The organism is Methylomonas sp. 11b, from assembly GCF_000515215.1.
Taxonomy (GTDB): Bacteria; Pseudomonadota; Gammaproteobacteria; order Methylococcales; family Methylomonadaceae; genus Methylomonas.
This window is the reverse complement of record NZ_KI911557.1, coordinates 4,461,290-4,476,339: the sequence shown is the minus strand read 5'-3', so window position 1 is coordinate 4,476,339 and position 15,050 is coordinate 4,461,290. Positions and strand designations below refer to the sequence as shown.

General features: G+C 49.8%; 16 protein-coding genes. 7 read left to right on the top strand and 9 right to left on the bottom strand.

Translation table 11 applies throughout. The features are described 5' to 3' along the window. The first annotated feature begins 405 nt into the window (after positions 1-405). A complete protein-coding gene (locus METH11B_RS0121595) occupies positions 406-1,344 on the top strand; it encodes a hypothetical protein (RefSeq protein ID WP_026603817.1) in 939 nt (312 codons plus the stop codon). Between the two features lie 57 nt (positions 1,345-1,401). Here METH11B_RS0121595 and METH11B_RS0121590 read toward each other — a convergent pair whose 3' ends face one another. Beyond that, entirely contained in the window at positions 1,402-1,884 is a 483-nt protein-coding gene (locus METH11B_RS0121590) for a copper resistance protein NlpE (protein ID WP_026603816.1), read from the bottom strand. A 642-nt stretch (positions 1,885-2,526) separates the two neighbouring features. Between METH11B_RS0121590 and METH11B_RS28030 the strand changes: the two genes are divergently transcribed. Further along, the gene (locus tag METH11B_RS28030; protein ID WP_081733860.1) at positions 2,527-4,758 is read left to right on the top strand and encodes a PKD domain-containing protein; all 2,232 of its coding nucleotides are present in this window, start codon (positions 2,527-2,529) and stop codon (positions 4,756-4,758) included. A gap of 134 nt (positions 4,759-4,892) precedes the next feature. Here METH11B_RS28030 and METH11B_RS0121580 read toward each other — a convergent pair whose 3' ends face one another. Next, complete coding sequence (locus tag METH11B_RS0121580; protein ID WP_026603814.1) at positions 4,893-5,225, bottom strand: hypothetical protein; 333 nt, start codon at positions 5,223-5,225, stop codon at positions 4,893-4,895. A gap of 444 nt (positions 5,226-5,669) precedes the next feature. Between METH11B_RS0121580 and METH11B_RS29590 the strand changes: the two genes are divergently transcribed. The 5 genes from METH11B_RS29590 to METH11B_RS0121555 all read left to right on the top strand — a co-directional run bounded on the left by METH11B_RS29590 (position 5,670) and on the right by METH11B_RS0121555 (position 9,499). Continuing rightward, positions 5,670-5,822 carry a hypothetical protein gene (locus tag METH11B_RS29590; RefSeq protein ID WP_026147195.1) on the top strand — a complete coding sequence of 51 codons (153 nt, stop codon included), beginning with the start codon at positions 5,670-5,672 and terminating at the stop codon, positions 5,820-5,822. Between the two features lie 8 nt (positions 5,823-5,830). Beyond that, positions 5,831-6,355 (top strand): cytochrome c oxidase subunit II, encoded by a 525-nt coding sequence (locus METH11B_RS0121570; protein WP_020485101.1) that lies wholly within the window; start codon positions 5,831-5,833, stop codon positions 6,353-6,355. Further along, positions 6,348-7,967 carry a b(o/a)3-type cytochrome-c oxidase subunit 1 gene (locus tag METH11B_RS0121565; protein ID WP_026603813.1) on the top strand — a complete coding sequence of 540 codons (1,620 nt, stop codon included), beginning with the start codon at positions 6,348-6,350 and terminating at the stop codon, positions 7,965-7,967. Before METH11B_RS0121570 ends, METH11B_RS0121565 begins: the two co-directional genes overlap by 8 nt. A 2-nt stretch (positions 7,968-7,969) precedes the next feature. Next, the gene (locus METH11B_RS0121560; RefSeq protein ID WP_036276305.1) at positions 7,970-8,617 is read left to right on the top strand and encodes a c-type cytochrome; all 648 of its coding nucleotides are present in this window, start codon (positions 7,970-7,972) and stop codon (positions 8,615-8,617) included. Between the two features lie 90 nt (positions 8,618-8,707). Further along, positions 8,708-9,499: a hypothetical protein gene (locus tag METH11B_RS0121555; RefSeq protein ID WP_026603811.1), complete on the top strand. Its 792-nt coding sequence runs from the start codon at positions 8,708-8,710 to the stop codon at positions 9,497-9,499. 68 nt (positions 9,500-9,567) lie between these two features. Here METH11B_RS0121555 and METH11B_RS0121550 read toward each other — a convergent pair whose 3' ends face one another. The 7 genes from METH11B_RS0121550 to rsxG form a co-directional block, all read right to left on the bottom strand. Continuing rightward, positions 9,568-10,497, bottom strand: a complete 930-nt coding sequence (locus tag METH11B_RS0121550; protein ID WP_026603810.1) for an HDOD domain-containing protein — start codon at positions 10,495-10,497, stop codon at positions 9,568-9,570. An 11-nt stretch (positions 10,498-10,508) separates the two neighbouring features. Next, entirely contained in the window at positions 10,509-11,813 is a 1,305-nt protein-coding gene (locus METH11B_RS0121545; protein WP_026603809.1) for a sigma-54 interaction domain-containing protein, read from the bottom strand. Positions 11,814-12,306: 493 nt separating this feature from the next. After that, complete coding sequence (gene bfr, locus METH11B_RS0121540; RefSeq protein ID WP_020485095.1) at positions 12,307-12,771, bottom strand: bacterioferritin; 465 nt, start codon at positions 12,769-12,771, stop codon at positions 12,307-12,309. A gap of 1 nt (position 12,772) precedes the next feature. After that, positions 12,773-12,994: a (2Fe-2S)-binding protein gene (locus METH11B_RS0121535; protein WP_026603808.1), complete on the bottom strand. Its 222-nt coding sequence runs from the start codon at positions 12,992-12,994 to the stop codon at positions 12,773-12,775. 3 nt (positions 12,995-12,997) lie between these two features. Beyond that, positions 12,998-13,261: an RnfH family protein gene (locus METH11B_RS0121530; RefSeq protein WP_020485093.1), complete on the bottom strand. Its 264-nt coding sequence runs from the start codon at positions 13,259-13,261 to the stop codon at positions 12,998-13,000. Between the two features lie 3 nt (positions 13,262-13,264). Further along, complete coding sequence (locus METH11B_RS0121525) at positions 13,265-13,975, bottom strand: electron transport complex subunit E (protein WP_026603807.1); 711 nt, start codon at positions 13,973-13,975, stop codon at positions 13,265-13,267. 334 nt (positions 13,976-14,309) lie between these two features. Next, positions 14,310-15,047 (bottom strand): electron transport complex subunit RsxG, encoded by a 738-nt coding sequence (gene rsxG, locus METH11B_RS0121515; RefSeq protein WP_026603805.1) that lies wholly within the window; start codon positions 15,045-15,047, stop codon positions 14,310-14,312. Positions 15,048-15,050 lie beyond the last annotated feature (3 nt).

The window sequence follows — 15,050 nt, the reverse complement described above, 5'->3', positions numbered from 1 at the left end:
CTATTTATACTCCCTATCGATTCGTCCACTTCTACCCTCTTCGGATTTTACCGATACCCTGCTGGCAACTTATTGACTTAAAACAGCCTGATTCAGCACCCAGCCGCCCAGCGCACTGGGATTGTAGTACAGAACATATATTCGAGCGCTTGCTACGTGGTGTTTGCCGGCCTCAATATCCCTATTTTTTGCTTGAAAATTTATTTCAAGCGGTGAATTTTTTTGGTTCCCGAACATAAACCGCCTCCTTTTCAGAGCAAACACCAGGAAGCAAAGCCTAGTTTTCCGCAAATTATCAGCACTGGCAAACACTACAAATTAGTGGCGTTAAGGTCCGACTAATCAAAGGTTGTGTCATTTACGCCGCATTATGCTAACGTAATTTTCTTTTTGCTTGGAACCACGATGAAACGAACGACTCTCGCCATCATTCTGACATTCTGTTCGTCGGGTGTTTTTGTCCAATCAGCCTTTGCACTCACTACGCCGGCAGAGCAGGATAAATTGCGCATTCATACCAGCATGCCTCGCAGAACCAGCGATTCGCTGTTTTCATACACGGCGGAATGGCGTATCGACGATGGAGAGCTGTATCGCTCTACCGGCTTGAGCTTTCTCAATGCACACAAATTTGATGATGCGACACAGCCTCACGCGGTCACAAAAAAACTGCTCACATCGATGAAGGACGGCATGATTCAGCTGGATCCGAATTGGCGCGGCATCACCATTACCCAACCGCCGGAACAAGCAGAATTAATCATCGCCAACAAAACCGGCTATTCGTTGACAACGATAACAGTGAGAGATTACAGCAACCAAGGCTTGCGTTTCGATCTTGCCGATAAAAATTTCAACGCCGACGGCGTGCAAGTGGCTTTTGATCTGGTGTTCAGCGCGGATGTGGAATATTTGGACGGCTTTTCCTCGAAAAAAGCCCTCACCGCCTCGCAAGGCGAAATCGAGATTAAGATAGACGACCAAAAACCGATTCATATCAAAACCGACGGCAAAACCACTCGCGAGCTTGAGCAAGAAATCGCCAAGCAGTTGAGCATCTCGCAACTTGCTGAAACACCGCTTTATCCTGGCATGGTCAGCAACGATACCCGTAACAACAAGCCATTCGATGGCAGCGAAGTGCAATTTTTAAATCTTGCCGCCAAATCGATTACCATCGACATTACCGACCCCGCCTTGGGCGTACTCGCCAAGTTCAAATTCAAAGACGAAAATCATTCGGTGAAGGTCGTGGAACCGCGTTTCATGCTTGGCGCGTTGGCCTTGACGGTACTTTTAGCCATTGTCTATTTTCGGCGCAAAAACCAGCAGAAATCGATATAACAGTTCTAATCTCCGGGTGGCCGCCAGCGCACGCGGCCACCCGGCTTAAGGTTTAAATCAATGCCCGGAATGTTCAGGCTGCTTATCGGTGACGCTGGTTCTACGCAAAATATAGCGATCCGCAAGTTTGCCGGTGAACCGGTTGCCGCTGTTATCCAACTGAATCAACGCATCTTTTTCAACCAGATATTGCTGCGACGTTGAGCCATTCTTTGGCGTCAAAACCAGAGTATTGGCTTTTTCGCCAGGGGCAAACTTACCCTTTTCAGTAAACTCCCGTTCCGATTTCCCCAAAAACTGGGTCATCAGCAGATAACTGCCGTTTTTGTTCAAGGCCAGTGTGGTTTTCACGCCGATACAGTCGGCACAAGGGGTTAAGCCAGTATAAATCCCTGGCCAATCCATACTCTTGTGTTCGTGATGAACATCCTTATCATCAGCCCCAGCCGTTTCGGCAAGCGCTGGATTAAATGCAGAAAAAGCAGCCATCACCAGAAAAATGACCAGATTTTTTTTTAATTTTGATTTAACTGTTCGCATATTTGCTCCTGAGCAAACCGTCGCTAATAATAATTATTGAGTAGGTACCACGCTGGAAATCTTTTGTGCGCCGGCGTTCATTCGTGAAAAGCCGCCAAGGCAAAAACGGCCTGTTAACAACCAATGAGCATCTTTTTTACCGACCTTCATCAACTGATCGACGCACACAGTTGCTCTATAAAGCCCCGCTTACAAACACAGATGATTCCAACCGCCTATTGTGGCATAGCTGCAAAGGATTAACTGATTTCATATCGCTAAAGCCCCCCATTAAGCAATCAGCCAACTGCGCTAGAGAGCTAATAATCGGCGCGCAAACCGTTCGTTAACACTCGTCCGTACAATACCCTCACCAAAAATTAAACCTATTCGTGCGCTTTACCAGTATCGGCTGGGACATTTTTGTGCGCCAACCCGGACTTTTCGCAGACGTTTTTTGACTGAACACTTAAAAATTGGACCGTATTTCACCGAATATATTTTTGGATGTTACATTGCCGCCCGATTAGAAAATTTAATCGTTTATTACCGGTACCAAAACGGTAGCACTATTTTTACCCCGAGACGCCGCTAGGCGATCTCGCTTCAGTAAGTTGGCTCGGTTGGTGTGCTTGCTGAAGTTAAACTCCAAAGGTGACCGATATGACTACTCATATCCTTAAAAAACCCAAAACTCTGGCATCCGCTATTTCCGCCGGACTACTTTTTTCCACAATGGCGTTTGCCGCAGATACGTCCCGCCTGATCGGCAAGGATCTCGACCAAAATCGCGATCTGGTTGCCACTGTGATGCAGGGCCGCAACTACACGGTACAAATCGACGACCAAGGAAAAATCAAACAAGTCATCGACACCGGCGCCAACGGCGACGGCAGCGATCCGCTTTCAATCGCCAGTAACGCCTCTACTACGCCGTCTAACACAGGTGGGATGGTCGAATTGCCGGTCAATTATCAAGGCCAATACGCTATCGATATGCTGGGTGCCGATTTGCCCAAAGTGGCGTCAAATCATGGTTTGACCCCGGAAAAATTCAAGGAAATGTTGACTCAAGACGAGACGATGCGGGTCGACGGTAACGGCAGAGTATTATATGTGGACAATACAGCCGATCAGCAAAATCAAACGCAAGCCGGCAATCTGGTATCGCCCAATAATGTCGCCGGCACAACAGGCACCAGCAATCCGCCGGTACCTATAGCATCGAAAGCGGCGCTGGCTAACGCCTTTGTATTGCACAGCAAGCCTGGTGCAAGCAAAACCATTTACCTGGATTTCGATGGTCATATTGCTCAGGGCACCGCTTGGTCCGCCTCCACCATTAACGCGCCAGCTTACGATCTGACCGGCAACCCCAGCGTTTTCGACGACACGGAGCGCAGTAACATCATTAGCATGTGGAATCGGGTCGCGGAAGATTACATCGCCTTCGATGTGGACGTGACCACCCAACTGCCGACTAACGATGCCTTATTCCGCACCAGCGCGGCGGATACCAATTATGGAATACGCGTGGTGGTCACCAAAACCGTATTTAACTGCGGTTGCGGCGGTGTTGCCTATGTCGGCGTAGTCAATTTCGTCAACAACGCTTATTACCAACCGGCCTGGGTGTTCCAAGACGGCTTGGCAAACAACGAAAAATACATCGCTGAAGCAATCTCTCACGAAGCCGGCCATAACCTAGGCCTGCAACACGACGGCCAAAATCCTAGCACCGGCTATTACACTGGCCACGGTACCGGCGTCACCAGTTGGGCTCCGATTATGGGTGTGGGCTATTACAAAAATCTGACGCAATGGAACCCGGGCAGCTATCCAAACGCCAACAATCAACAGGATGATATTGGGACCCTTGCCAGTTACGGCATTCTGGCTCGAAGCGACGATTACGGTAATACACCAAGTACAGCAAGCTCTCTGAAAAATATCGGTACTGCCACTGCACTGAATATTCAAACTTTCGGCGTCATCGAAACATCAACCGATACTGATATGTTTGTGGTCAGCACTGGTGGCGGGCTTATTAACTTGACAGCCAGTCCGGCAGCGGTAGGTCCAAACCTGGATATTAAGCTGACTTTGTATAACGCCAGCGGTGCCGTGGTTGCTACCAACGCGCCGGAAACCACTTTAACGGCCGCAATCAACCAATCGGTACCGGCAGGCACGTATTATTTGGCTGTAGCAAGTTCAGGTCGCGCAGCAATCAGCGGCGACGCGGGCTACCCGGTTTACGGCAGCTTGGGGCAATACCAGATCACCGGCAATTACGTGCCAGCCGGCACAGTCCTGACAAAACCGCCAGTTGGCAGCATATCCGCCTCAACTTTGTCAGGCCCTGCACCGTTAACGGTAAATTTCTCGGCCAATAACACAGTTGGCAATGGCAACATCACCAGCTATCAATGGTCATTTGGGGATAACACCAGCGCGACCGGGTCGAATCCAGCTCATACTTTTACGACAGTTGGCACCTACACCGTTAAATTGCTGGTTACCAATCAATATCAATTGACCGACACCAAAACGGTGCAAATTACCGTCACCGCACCGCCCCTGCCAACCATGTGGGTGTCTACGATAGGTATGTCAATCGTTAAAAGTACGAATGTCCAGGCCAGAATGACAGTCAGATTGATCGACTCTAAAGGCAAACCGGTGCCAAATGCGACGGTTGTGGGAGTTTTCAGCGGCTCAATGACCGGCACCATCACCAGTAAAACCGACGCGAATGGCATCGTTATTCAATCGGCCACCACCGCTAAGCGAACTGGCGGTTCAGCCACCTACACGCTAAAAAGCGTTACCGCGACGGGTTACACCTACAACCCAAGCAAAAATGTCAGGTCGGTTATAAGCATGACTTGGTGAGCCACCTCTCCCGAAAAAGGGGGCGCTTACCCACTTTTTCATAGCCCTTCGGACCCCGTCGCCACTTAGCTGGCTAAATAAAAAGCCTGTAGCTAAACGCTACAGGCTTTTTCCTTTGCGCGATTGCCAACTCTCTAAAACGGAAATACCGAAAGATTTAAACCTATCATCGCGACATTAAGCACAAATCCGTAGTTAGCCATGGTTTTGCGGAGTTTCGACTTGAACATCGCCACGGAAGCCAATCCTAAACCGACCAGATCCATCACGATAAAAGACACAACTAAGAAGCGTAAGCCATCGCTGTTGGACACGCCATCCGTAGCAGCATAGATCGGAAATAAAATAAATAACCAGATCACAAAGTTACAAGCTGCAAGCAATAACGCCGCATTCGAAAACCCGAGTAATCGATATTTCACATGGCGGGGCGGCGTTTCTTGAAATTCGTTGATCGGTTGATTCATTGTGGCTACCGCTGGTTAGTGATTCGGCACGGACTCTTGCAAGCAGTTTTTAGGTGTTTCATGCTTGCGGGTCGTGGTAATTTTTATAAGGTCTAACTATCTATTTGCACCAAATAGTGACATGCCGACTTCGCCATTACCAGTTTTTTGGCTTTTTGACATACGCATCGGAGATTTCCAACCGCGCAGGGTTTCTAAATCTCCCGCTCTCCATCGTATTCCCCGCCCCATTAAAAGCCGAGGCCATTCTCAGCAAGCTTTCAGCCAATCCTCCTCTAACAATTCGTACCACTGATTTATCGCTTTCGATTAGTCCGAAGCTAAGGGTATGATTACCCCAGCAATCAGATGGTAAAGTCATCGGTAAGAATGACAAAGCCCCTGCTGTTCATGCCGTTGGTTGCCAACATAATTCCTATCAAAACGCATACAAGAAGGAAGGATATGAACAATCTCTCTGAAGAAGAACGTAAAGAAATTCTGCAAAGCGCCCCAATCGGCACCTGGGCATTAATGCTGATCGTCAGCGGCGGCATGGTGATAGCTTGGCTGCTGATGTATTACGGGGTGTTCTTACCTCGTGGCCATATCGGTTAGGGGGTCCAATGCATATTCATCAACTGGAAAAACAGTGGGCAGCTATTGCCCTAATGATCGCGGGACTATTTGTAGTAGTCATTTTATCTTCCGCATTATTCCATGGCATTCATGCCCCGAGTAATGTTGAAGCCATCGATTCGGCCAAACTGCATCTGTCGGCAGAATTTGCCGAAGATAAGCTCGGGGTGCAAGAGCATCCCGACGGGAGCATCACTGTCCGTATGGTGGCCGGCCGTTACGGGTTTTACCCTAAAGACCTGGTTTTACCCGCAGAAACCAACATTACCTTCCGCTGGGTCAGCCTCGACGTCATTCATGGCGTGCATATCCCTATGACCAACATGAGCACGATGATTGTGCCCGGCTATGTCGCGCAAGTCAAAACCCTGTTACACCATACTGGCGACTATCCGCTGCTGTGCAACGAGTATTGCGGCATGGGCCACGCCCACATGTGGAGCAATATTAAGGTAGTCGGCAAAGCGCAGTGGGAAGCGCTCAACAAACAAGGGGGAGTAAATCATGGATAACGTAGCGGAAAAAAAACTGGCGCTGACCCATTTCTGGGTGGCGTTTGGCGCGTTCGCGTTGGCCTGTGTAATGGGCGGCTATCAAGTCATCGAACGTAGCGGCTTTTTCAAAATTCTGGAATCGCGGGAAGTGTATTACGCATCGGTCAGTACTCACGGCGTTTTGATGGGTTTTGTACTGACAACCTTCTTTATCATGGGTTTTGGCTATTACGTAGCCACCAGCAGCTTGAAATTGCCGGTCTGGAATAAAACCTTCGCCTGGACCGGCTTCGGTGTGGCATTAACCGGCGTGGTTCTGGCTGCATTGCCGTTGTTAGGTGGCGCGGCCTCGGTGATGTTTACCTTTTACCCGCCCTTGCAAGCGCATCCTTTGTTCTACATAGGGGCAACCTTACTGGTGGTGGGCTCCTGGTTTTGGGCCGTGACGATGATCGTCATGTACATGCAATGGAAAAAAGCAAATCCTGGTAAGCCGGTGCCGCTGGCAATGTTTGCCACCACTGCCAACGCAATATTATGGCTGTGGACCAGTGCCGGGGTAGCCGCTGAAGTATTATTTCAATTGATTCCCTGGGCTTTGGGCTTGATTGACACCATAGACCCCGGTCTGGCCCGGACGCTCTTCGCTTGGACCCTGCACCCCATCGTCTATTTCTGGTTAATTCCTACATACACCGCTTTTTATACCTTGGTACCAAAGCAGGCTGGCGGCTATTTGTTCAGTGACATCATGGCGCGTGCCGCCTTTATTTTGCTGGTGGTCTTCAGCCTGCCGATCGGTTTCCATCATTTGTACATGGACCCGGAACAGAATCACGGCTGGAAGATTTTGCATGCCATCGGCACATTCGTGGTGACCTTGCCGACCTTTGTTACCGGCTTTACGGTGATTGCCTCACTGGAAATTGCCGGTCGTTTGCGCGGGGGTAAAGGCCTGTTCGGCTGGATAGCCGCCTTGCCTTGGCATAATCCGATGGTACTGGCGATTATCCTGGGTTTGTTGATGCTGATCTTCGGCGGCTTCGGTGGCTTGGTCAACGCCAGCTACGCGATGAATGCCATGGTGCATAACACCGCCTGGATTTCCGGTCACTTTCACCTGATCTTCGGCGGCACGACCATTATCATGTATTTCGGGATTGCTTATTACTTCTGGCCGGTTTTGACCGGCAAGCCCCTATTTAGCAACTCGTTGGCTACCACTCAATTGTGGACCTGGTTCGTTGGCATGGTCATCATGACCACGCCTTGGCACATCTTGGGCTTGTTGGGCCAACCGAGACGCATCGACAGTGTCAATTACAATAATTTATTGACCTTGTCATGGGAGCCTTATGAAGTAACCATGATATTCGGCGGCCTGATCCTGATCTTTTCTGCGGGATTGTTGATGTATAACCTCTATAAAACTCAAACCGGCACTGAAGTATTCAGCGGTGAAGTCGAATATGCCGAACAGTTCGACAGCCCTGACTACTTGCCCGGCTACCTAAACAGCTTCACCTTATGGAACATCGTGATAGGCGTATTCATGCTAATTGCCTTCGGCTATCCGATCCTGCAATTTTTCTTGATGGAAACCTTTGGTTCAGGCAGATGGGGGGTCTGATCATGAAAAAACTCATTTTAAGCGCAGCATTATTGTTGCCAAGCGCCGCGTTTGCACAACCGTCGTCGCAAGTCGCCTGGACCGCCGATCAGTTAAATTTCGTGAAAGCCGGCAACCCGCAAAAAGGCGAAGCACTGGCCAAGACTTGCAACGCCTGTCACGGCGAAAAAGGCATCAGTACCTCGGCGGCTTTCCCGTCACTGGCCGGGCAATTGCCAACTTATTTATATAAGCAATTGCAGGACTACGCTGACGGTAGCCGGGATAACGCGATGATGTCCGGTTTGGCTAAAACGCTCAGCAAACAAGACGCCGCCGATTTGGCGGTATGGTTCGGCTCGCAAACACCAGCGTTCCAATCAAAGACTGTCATGGTCTATGAAAAAGCCGAAACTCTGGTTAAAGGCGGCAGTAGCGAACGGGTGTTGCCGCCTTGCGAAGTGTGTCACGGCGGTGACGGCAAGGGCCAAGTGGTCGACATTCCAGCGCTGTCCGGCCAAAATGCGGATTACATCTCAGCCACACTGCATGCATTTAAGGATGGTACACGTCACAACGACATCTACAGCCGGATGCGCATCATCGCGCAAACCTTAACCGACGAAGAAATCAGCGAACTGGGTTATTACTACCAAAACATCAAAAAATAGTAATATGCTTGGCACGGGAGGCAAGGCTTTTGCCTCCCGCTTAAAGCCTTGCTCGAAGCGATAACTTTCCCAACAACCCGGATTGCAACTATGCCTGATCGCAACGAAACACCCGTTAAATATGCCTACAAAGGCGCTAATCTGATCAGTTTCGGCCTCTCGATCAAACTGCTGTTCACCGGTTATCTAACCACAATAGCCGCCGGTTATTTGATGGCATTAATCCAGATTTTGTTTACCCACGGTATGGCCGACGGCAAATTCGGTTTGTCGATGGACGATATTGTTTACAGCTATTATGGCGACCGCTCCGGTTCGGTATTGGAATCCAAACTAAACGGTTCGATGAAATACAACGCGCCTGAACAGGAGCGCTTCAAAATCATTCAATGGGTCCGGGATGGCGGCGACGAAGCGGTTTACAACAAGGAAATTAAACCCATCATCGAGCAATTTTGCACTGGCTGCCATGGCGCCAATGCCGGTTCGCTGCCCGATTTCACCAAATTCGAAAACTTAAAAAAGCTGACGGAATCGAATGAAGGCGCAACGTTTCAATCGCTGACACGGCTATCGCATATCCATTTGTTCGGCATCAGTTTTATTTTTATGTTTGTCGGCATCATTTTCAGCTTTAGTACTGGGGTACCGTGCAAGTACAAATATCCCGCTATCGTGATGCCCTATTTGTTTCTACTGATCGATATCGCCTCGTGGTGGCTGACTAAACTCAATCCACACTTTGCCTTGTTGGTGCTTTTTGCCGGCGCAGGCTTGGGCGTTTCCTTCGCGTTTATGTGGACCGTGTCCATGTATCAAATGTGGATACTAGGCGGCATACTGAAGCAATCGGACCGCCGCAATGCGATATTGCGCGATTAAGTGCTGAGTTGATTGATGGGGCGCAGAAGAATTTCTAAGCGCCCACTTTACGATAACAGGCGGCAAATTTAATCGGTAAGTTGTTCCGCAGTCGCTAGAATTTTCACTAAATCGTCATTCTGGCTATCGAGTATTTCCAGACAAACAGCCTCATCCAAACCCAGCAATCCCGGCACGTCTTCCGGACACACCTGGTTCGATGCGTCGCCTATGCCTAAACGTCCCAACAGACAATCGCTATAAAACGTCAACAGATTCAGTTGGTGGTTTTCGCCGCGATAGTAGGGGTTGTGGTGGTGATAGACAATATCGGTAATCATGCGCGGCATCGACCAGACATTCATCAGCCAAGCGCCGATTTCGGCATGATTGAGGCCGAAGGCAAAAGTTTCCAGATTGAAAATAGCCAGACTAGGGTTCGCGTTGATCAAGCCGCTCAAATAACTAAATTCGTCAGGAAAACGATGACCCAGCAATGGGAAACCGATATTGTGCATCAAGCCGGATAAAAACAAGGCTTGCGGCTCCGGCCGTGCGGCGGCAGGCATAACCGCGGCCAACTGCGCCATCAAGCGGGTGCTGGCCAAGGCATGGGTCCAGAACATCCGCGTACCTATCTGCCCTTCCTTGGGCGATTTCAACGGTGCCAGCACCGCCAAACCCAAAGCCAAATCCAATACAAAATCAAACCCCAACACACGAGTGATCGCATCATGCACGGTCGTGATCTGACCACGATAACCGTACAGAGCTGAACTGGCCCAGCGGGTAATTTGCGCTGTTAATAAAGGGTCGAGTTCGATGATGTCGGCTAATTTACGAGCATCCGCACTAGGATCGGCGATCAGATTCAATATGCGCAGCGCGCTGCCGGGCAACGGCGGCAAGGCTTTAATCTGGGCGATAGTCTCGCGCATGTCGCGCGGCGGGGTCAAACCGTTGCGTTGCCGGCTGCCAATGTTATCAAGCGTCCAGTTTATCAGGTTGGATTCCATCATTGCTCCGCCGCTTAATTCAGATTGAGTCGGTTAAGTTTACGGTAAAGCGTTCGTTCACTGATATTCATTTCCGCCGCTATCAACTTGCGATTCCCCTGATACTTGCTGATCAAACTATTGATAAACTCCGCCTCGAATTGCGCCATGCTGTTAATCGGTAGGGGATGCGCATCGCCACTTGCCTCGCTGGCGGCGGCCGACTCAACGCCCCCTTGGCGCTGCATGAAATGAATGTCGGCTTCTTGAATACTCTTGTCCTTACACAAGCCGGCCGCCAATTGCAGACAGTTTCTCAGCTCACGGATATTGCCGGGCCAAGCATATTGGATAAGCTTGATTAAGGCCGATTGCGTAATCGCATAGCCACCATCGGCGTCCGTGTTTAACTGCGCTAAAAAATGATCGATCAATAAGGGCAAATCCTGTCTACGCTGCCGCAGTGGCGGCACTTCGACCGGAAACACCGACAAGCGGTAGAACAAATCTTCGCGAAACCGGCCGGCTTTGACCATGTCGGCTAAATTTCTATGTGTGGCGCAGACCACTCTGACATTGGCTTTTTGCATCGCAGTGCCACCTACCCGCCGAAATTGACCGCTTTCCAATGCTCGCAATAACTTGGGTTGTTGCGATAGCGGCAGATCGCCAATTTCATCGAAAAATAAGGTGCCATTATTGGCTAATTCGAACAAGCCTTTTTTTGCAGATGTCGCGCCGGTAAAAGCGCCCTTTTCATGCCCGAACAATTCGCTCTCAAATAACTCTTCGCCAAGAATCGTACAATCGACAATCACAAAATCGCCATCCGCCTGCCTGGAATGGCTATGCACAAATTCGGCGGCCAATTCTTTACCGGTGCCTGTTTCACCAAGCAATAATACCGGTGCTTGCGTATCGGCCGCCTGTTGCAGCCTGGTTTTATATTGTGCAAACGCCGCTGACTTCCCGATCATGGCCGGTGCCTCGTCGCCTTTAGCTCCAGACCTTTTTAATACGGTTAACGTTTCGCCCAAATATAAAGTCGCGTCGGCATCCAGCAACGGAAAACCGCGAGCACTGAATGAGCGCTGGGCACTAGTATCGCTGGTGTCGGCAAAGATACCGGCGTAGGCTTCCAGAGTCTGAAACAAGCGCTGATGGCGGCAATTGCGGTTTTCGACGCAGCACGGTTGACCGACCAGATTCTGTCGCATGACGCCAAAACTATGTTCCCAAGCGCGATTCACTGCCACGATGCGTAAATCGGCGCCGATGATGATCAGCGGCAGATCATGAGTTTCCAGCAACGATTCCAGCGTAAAAGCACTTTGCGGCATAAATTCCTATCAATGTTTTCGGTGTTGTCAGCGTATTAAGGGCCATTTTAACCAAAAACGGCCCAAACCAAGGCCTAAAGCCCTTGGCATCGATGTTGTAATACCGCTAAGGATAACTCATTCATCATCAGGGAACATCTATGAAAGTTGGCCACCTGCCGATAAGAATGCGCCTATGTTTTAACCCTAGGGCAAGAGAGGCAGCATAACTATAGACGGAGATGTGTCCACTTGGAGGGGTACATCAAAACCGGGATGGCGAGAATGAGCGTCTCATTCATCCGGCAATGATCAAGTCTCACAGTATTCGGACTGCGGCTACATACCGCAATCCGTTAAAGAAAAGGGGGTGTTCAAGAATTTCAAGAAAATACAAAAGACGATGGGCAACAACGATATTACAACCATTGACCTAATACTGAAGTGCCGGGGCTTACTATCCGAACAGGGCCGGCAACCGGCCCCGCAAAATTTTTTTGAATGGCGCGTTTTTTTACATCTGCGATTGCAGATAGTTTTGAATACCGATTTTTTCGATCAGCTCCATCTGGGTTTCCAACCAATCGACGTGCTCTTCTTCGTTTTCCAGAATATGCTCGAACAACTCTCTGGTAACGTAGTCGTTGATGCTTTCGCAATAAGCAATCGCATCTCTTAATAACGGCAAGGCCAGATGCTCCAACTTGAGGTCGCATTCCAGCATTTCCTTGGGATTCTCGCCTATCATCAAACGGCCCAGGCTTTGCAGATTAGGCAAGCCTTCCAGAAACAAAATCCTCTCGATCAATTGATCGGCGTGTTTCATCTCGTCGATCGATTCGTGATATTCCTTTTCATTCAGCTTTTGAAAGCCCCAATTTTTGAACATCCGGGCATGCAAAAAATATTGATTGATGGCGGTTAATTCGTTTTCTAACGCTTTATTTAAAAATTCGATAACTTTTTTATCGCCTTGCATGTCAAATCTCCCGGGTTTTAGTGATTAGTTGTGCATCATTGGCAGCCTGCAATAGCCGACATGCATTTTTTCTATCCAAAATTTGCGTAATGTCCTTGTTACATTTACCGCAATCGCCACCAACGCCGAAACATTGAACCAACTGTTTCCGCGAACATAAGCCGCTGTCTATGGCGGCATCGAGCTGACTGTCGGTTACCGCTTTGCAGACACAAACGTACATGGGCTATGCCACCCGCCTGCGCTGGACTTGCGCGGGATCGGCGGTGATTTTACGATAAATTTCCACTCGGTCGCCTTCCTTGACCGGCGCATCCAACTTTGCCAGTTTACCGAAAATCCCGACTTTTTGGCTTTCCAGATCGATCTCCGGATACTGCGTCAACACGCCGGACAATTCGATAGCTTCGGCAATGGTACTACCCTCCGGCACTTCCAGCCGCAACCAGATTTGCCTGTCGGCCTGCGCATAACATACACCCACATTCATAGTTTACGCTCCTTCTTCCAAGACAATCGCATCAGTAATGATAGGTTCGGTAATTTTGGCTGCCGCTTTCCGGTCCAACAGCCGCTTCAGCGCCACCATGAAACCCAGCATGATGAAACCACCCGGCGGCAAAGCCATCAGCAAAAAGCCTTTGTATTCCGGAATCAAAGTGGTTTCCAAAAACCGGAAACTTTCGCCCAACAACACAGACGCATTGGCGAACAAGGTGCCAGCCGAACTAATCTCCCGCATGGCTCCCAGCACCACCATCGCAGCGGTAAACCCCACACCCATCATCAAGCCGTCCCACATCGACGGCATCACCGGTTGTTTGGAGGCAAAGGCTTCGGCCCGGCCGAGAATGACGCAGTTGGTAACAATCAGCGGAATAAACAAGCCCAGCACCTTATGCAATTCGTGCATCCAGGCGTTCAGAAAAATATCCACCAAGGTTACCAATGCGGCAATCAGCAACACGAAAATCGGGATACGGATTTCCGACGGAATCAGATGCCGGCTCACCGACACGGCGGCATTGGATGCCACCATTACCACCATGGTCGCTAGGCCCATGCCCAAGCCATTGGTCGCCGTCCCGGTTACCGCCAGCAACGGGCACAAGGCCAGATTCTGTGTCAGCACCACGTTATTGTCCCACAGGCCGTCGCGGGCGATTTTTCTATATTGTTCTGAAAACAGAATCGAAAGATTCATAGCAAGGCCTCCTTGCAGAGATGTTCGTAAGTTTGACTTTGTGTCGCTATCGCGACGAATATTTGAAGTCGGTTCTCGCACCGACGAGCGAGATACTTTTCTTTGCTTGTCCAAAGAAAAGTATCCAAAAGAAAAGACACCCGGATGCCGCTTATTCCCTGCGCTCCGAAGCTTTTGAACGTGGTTGCCGAAAGGGGCTTCCTGCCCCTTCGGCAACGTGCGGCATCCATGCCGCCCCCCTACGGGCTGATCCGTTCAAAAGCTCCGGTGCTCGGCGCGGCATACGGGAAAAAACCTTCTCCACCGAAAATAATTGCCATACATTGAATAAGCGTTATTTCTCAGCCAACAACTCCGCCTGATGCACCTTATAAAACTCCAATCCCCGCTTGATTGCCTGTACGACTTTGCGCGGCGTAATCGTCGCCCCACTAAACTGATCGAACACGCCGCCATCTTTTTTTACCGCCCATTGCTCAACGGTCAGGTTATTTAAGGATTTGCCGTTGAAGGACAGGACCCATTTGGATTTGGTCACTTCGATCTTATCGCCTAAGCCCGGTGTCTCAACATGCGCAATAACCCGTACCCCGAGAATTTCCCCTTTACTATCGATACCCATCACCAAGCTGATCGGCCCGGCATAACCGTCAGGTGCGACGAATTTAAAACAGACCGCGTTAACCAAACCAGCCTTTTTAGCCAGATAGACCTCAGTTTGCTCAGCGCCCAGATTGGCATCGGCAGAAGGCAGCAGCACGCTGTCTTTCAACAAATTATTATCGTAAAGCTCTGCCGGAACCACTTGCTCCAAATTAGCCTGTAGATCTTCCTGCAAGCGCAGCTCTATCACGCCGCGCGTCGCCAGATCGGCAACACCCAATAAAATTGCCGCCAACAGTGCGAATCCACCCAGCACGCCGGCCTGATACTGTAATAGCGGCCGCAGTTGCTCCAAATTTCCAGGTTCCAGCCACACGGCCAGTTTTTGCCTAAAGTTACTCACGGTACGCAAGGCATACTCAACGTATTGGTTCGCTTTAGGAGGTGATTTGACAGGTTCGGAATTCATAGC

Excerpts from the sequence above, each read along its gene's own strand:
- METH11B_RS0121595 (WP_026603817.1), top strand. The coding sequence starts at position 406 with ATGAAACGAACGACTCTCGCCATCATTCTGACATTCTGTTCGTCGGGT.
- METH11B_RS0121590 (WP_026603816.1), bottom strand. The coding sequence starts at position 1,884 with ATGCGAACAGTTAAATCAAAATTAAAAAAAAATCTGGTCATTTTTCTG.
- METH11B_RS28030 (WP_081733860.1), top strand. The coding sequence starts at position 2,527 with ATGACTACTCATATCCTTAAAAAACCCAAAACTCTGGCATCCGCTATT.
- METH11B_RS0121580 (WP_026603814.1), bottom strand. The coding sequence starts at position 5,225 with ATGAATCAACCGATCAACGAATTTCAAGAAACGCCGCCCCGCCATGTG.
- METH11B_RS29590 (WP_026147195.1), top strand. The coding sequence starts at position 5,670 with ATGAACAATCTCTCTGAAGAAGAACGTAAAGAAATTCTGCAAAGCGCC.
- METH11B_RS0121570 (WP_020485101.1), top strand. The coding sequence starts at position 5,831 with ATGCATATTCATCAACTGGAAAAACAGTGGGCAGCTATTGCCCTAATG.
- METH11B_RS0121565 (WP_026603813.1), top strand. The coding sequence starts at position 6,348 with ATGGATAACGTAGCGGAAAAAAAACTGGCGCTGACCCATTTCTGGGTG.
- METH11B_RS0121560 (WP_036276305.1), top strand. The coding sequence starts at position 7,970 with ATGAAAAAACTCATTTTAAGCGCAGCATTATTGTTGCCAAGCGCCGCG.
- METH11B_RS0121555 (WP_026603811.1), top strand. The coding sequence starts at position 8,708 with ATGCCTGATCGCAACGAAACACCCGTTAAATATGCCTACAAAGGCGCT.
- METH11B_RS0121550 (WP_026603810.1), bottom strand. The coding sequence starts at position 10,497 with ATGATGGAATCCAACCTGATAAACTGGACGCTTGATAACATTGGCAGC.
- METH11B_RS0121545 (WP_026603809.1), bottom strand. The coding sequence starts at position 11,813 with ATGCCGCAAAGTGCTTTTACGCTGGAATCGTTGCTGGAAACTCATGAT.
- bfr (WP_020485095.1), bottom strand. The coding sequence starts at position 12,771 with ATGCAAGGCGATAAAAAAGTTATCGAATTTTTAAATAAAGCGTTAGAA.
- METH11B_RS0121535 (WP_026603808.1), bottom strand. The coding sequence starts at position 12,994 with ATGTACGTTTGTGTCTGCAAAGCGGTAACCGACAGTCAGCTCGATGCC.
- METH11B_RS0121530 (WP_020485093.1), bottom strand. The coding sequence starts at position 13,261 with ATGAATGTGGGTGTATGTTATGCGCAGGCCGACAGGCAAATCTGGTTG.
- METH11B_RS0121525 (WP_026603807.1), bottom strand. The coding sequence starts at position 13,975 with ATGAATCTTTCGATTCTGTTTTCAGAACAATATAGAAAAATCGCCCGC.
- rsxG (WP_026603805.1), bottom strand. The coding sequence starts at position 15,047 with ATGAATTCCGAACCTGTCAAATCACCTCCTAAAGCGAACCAATACGTT.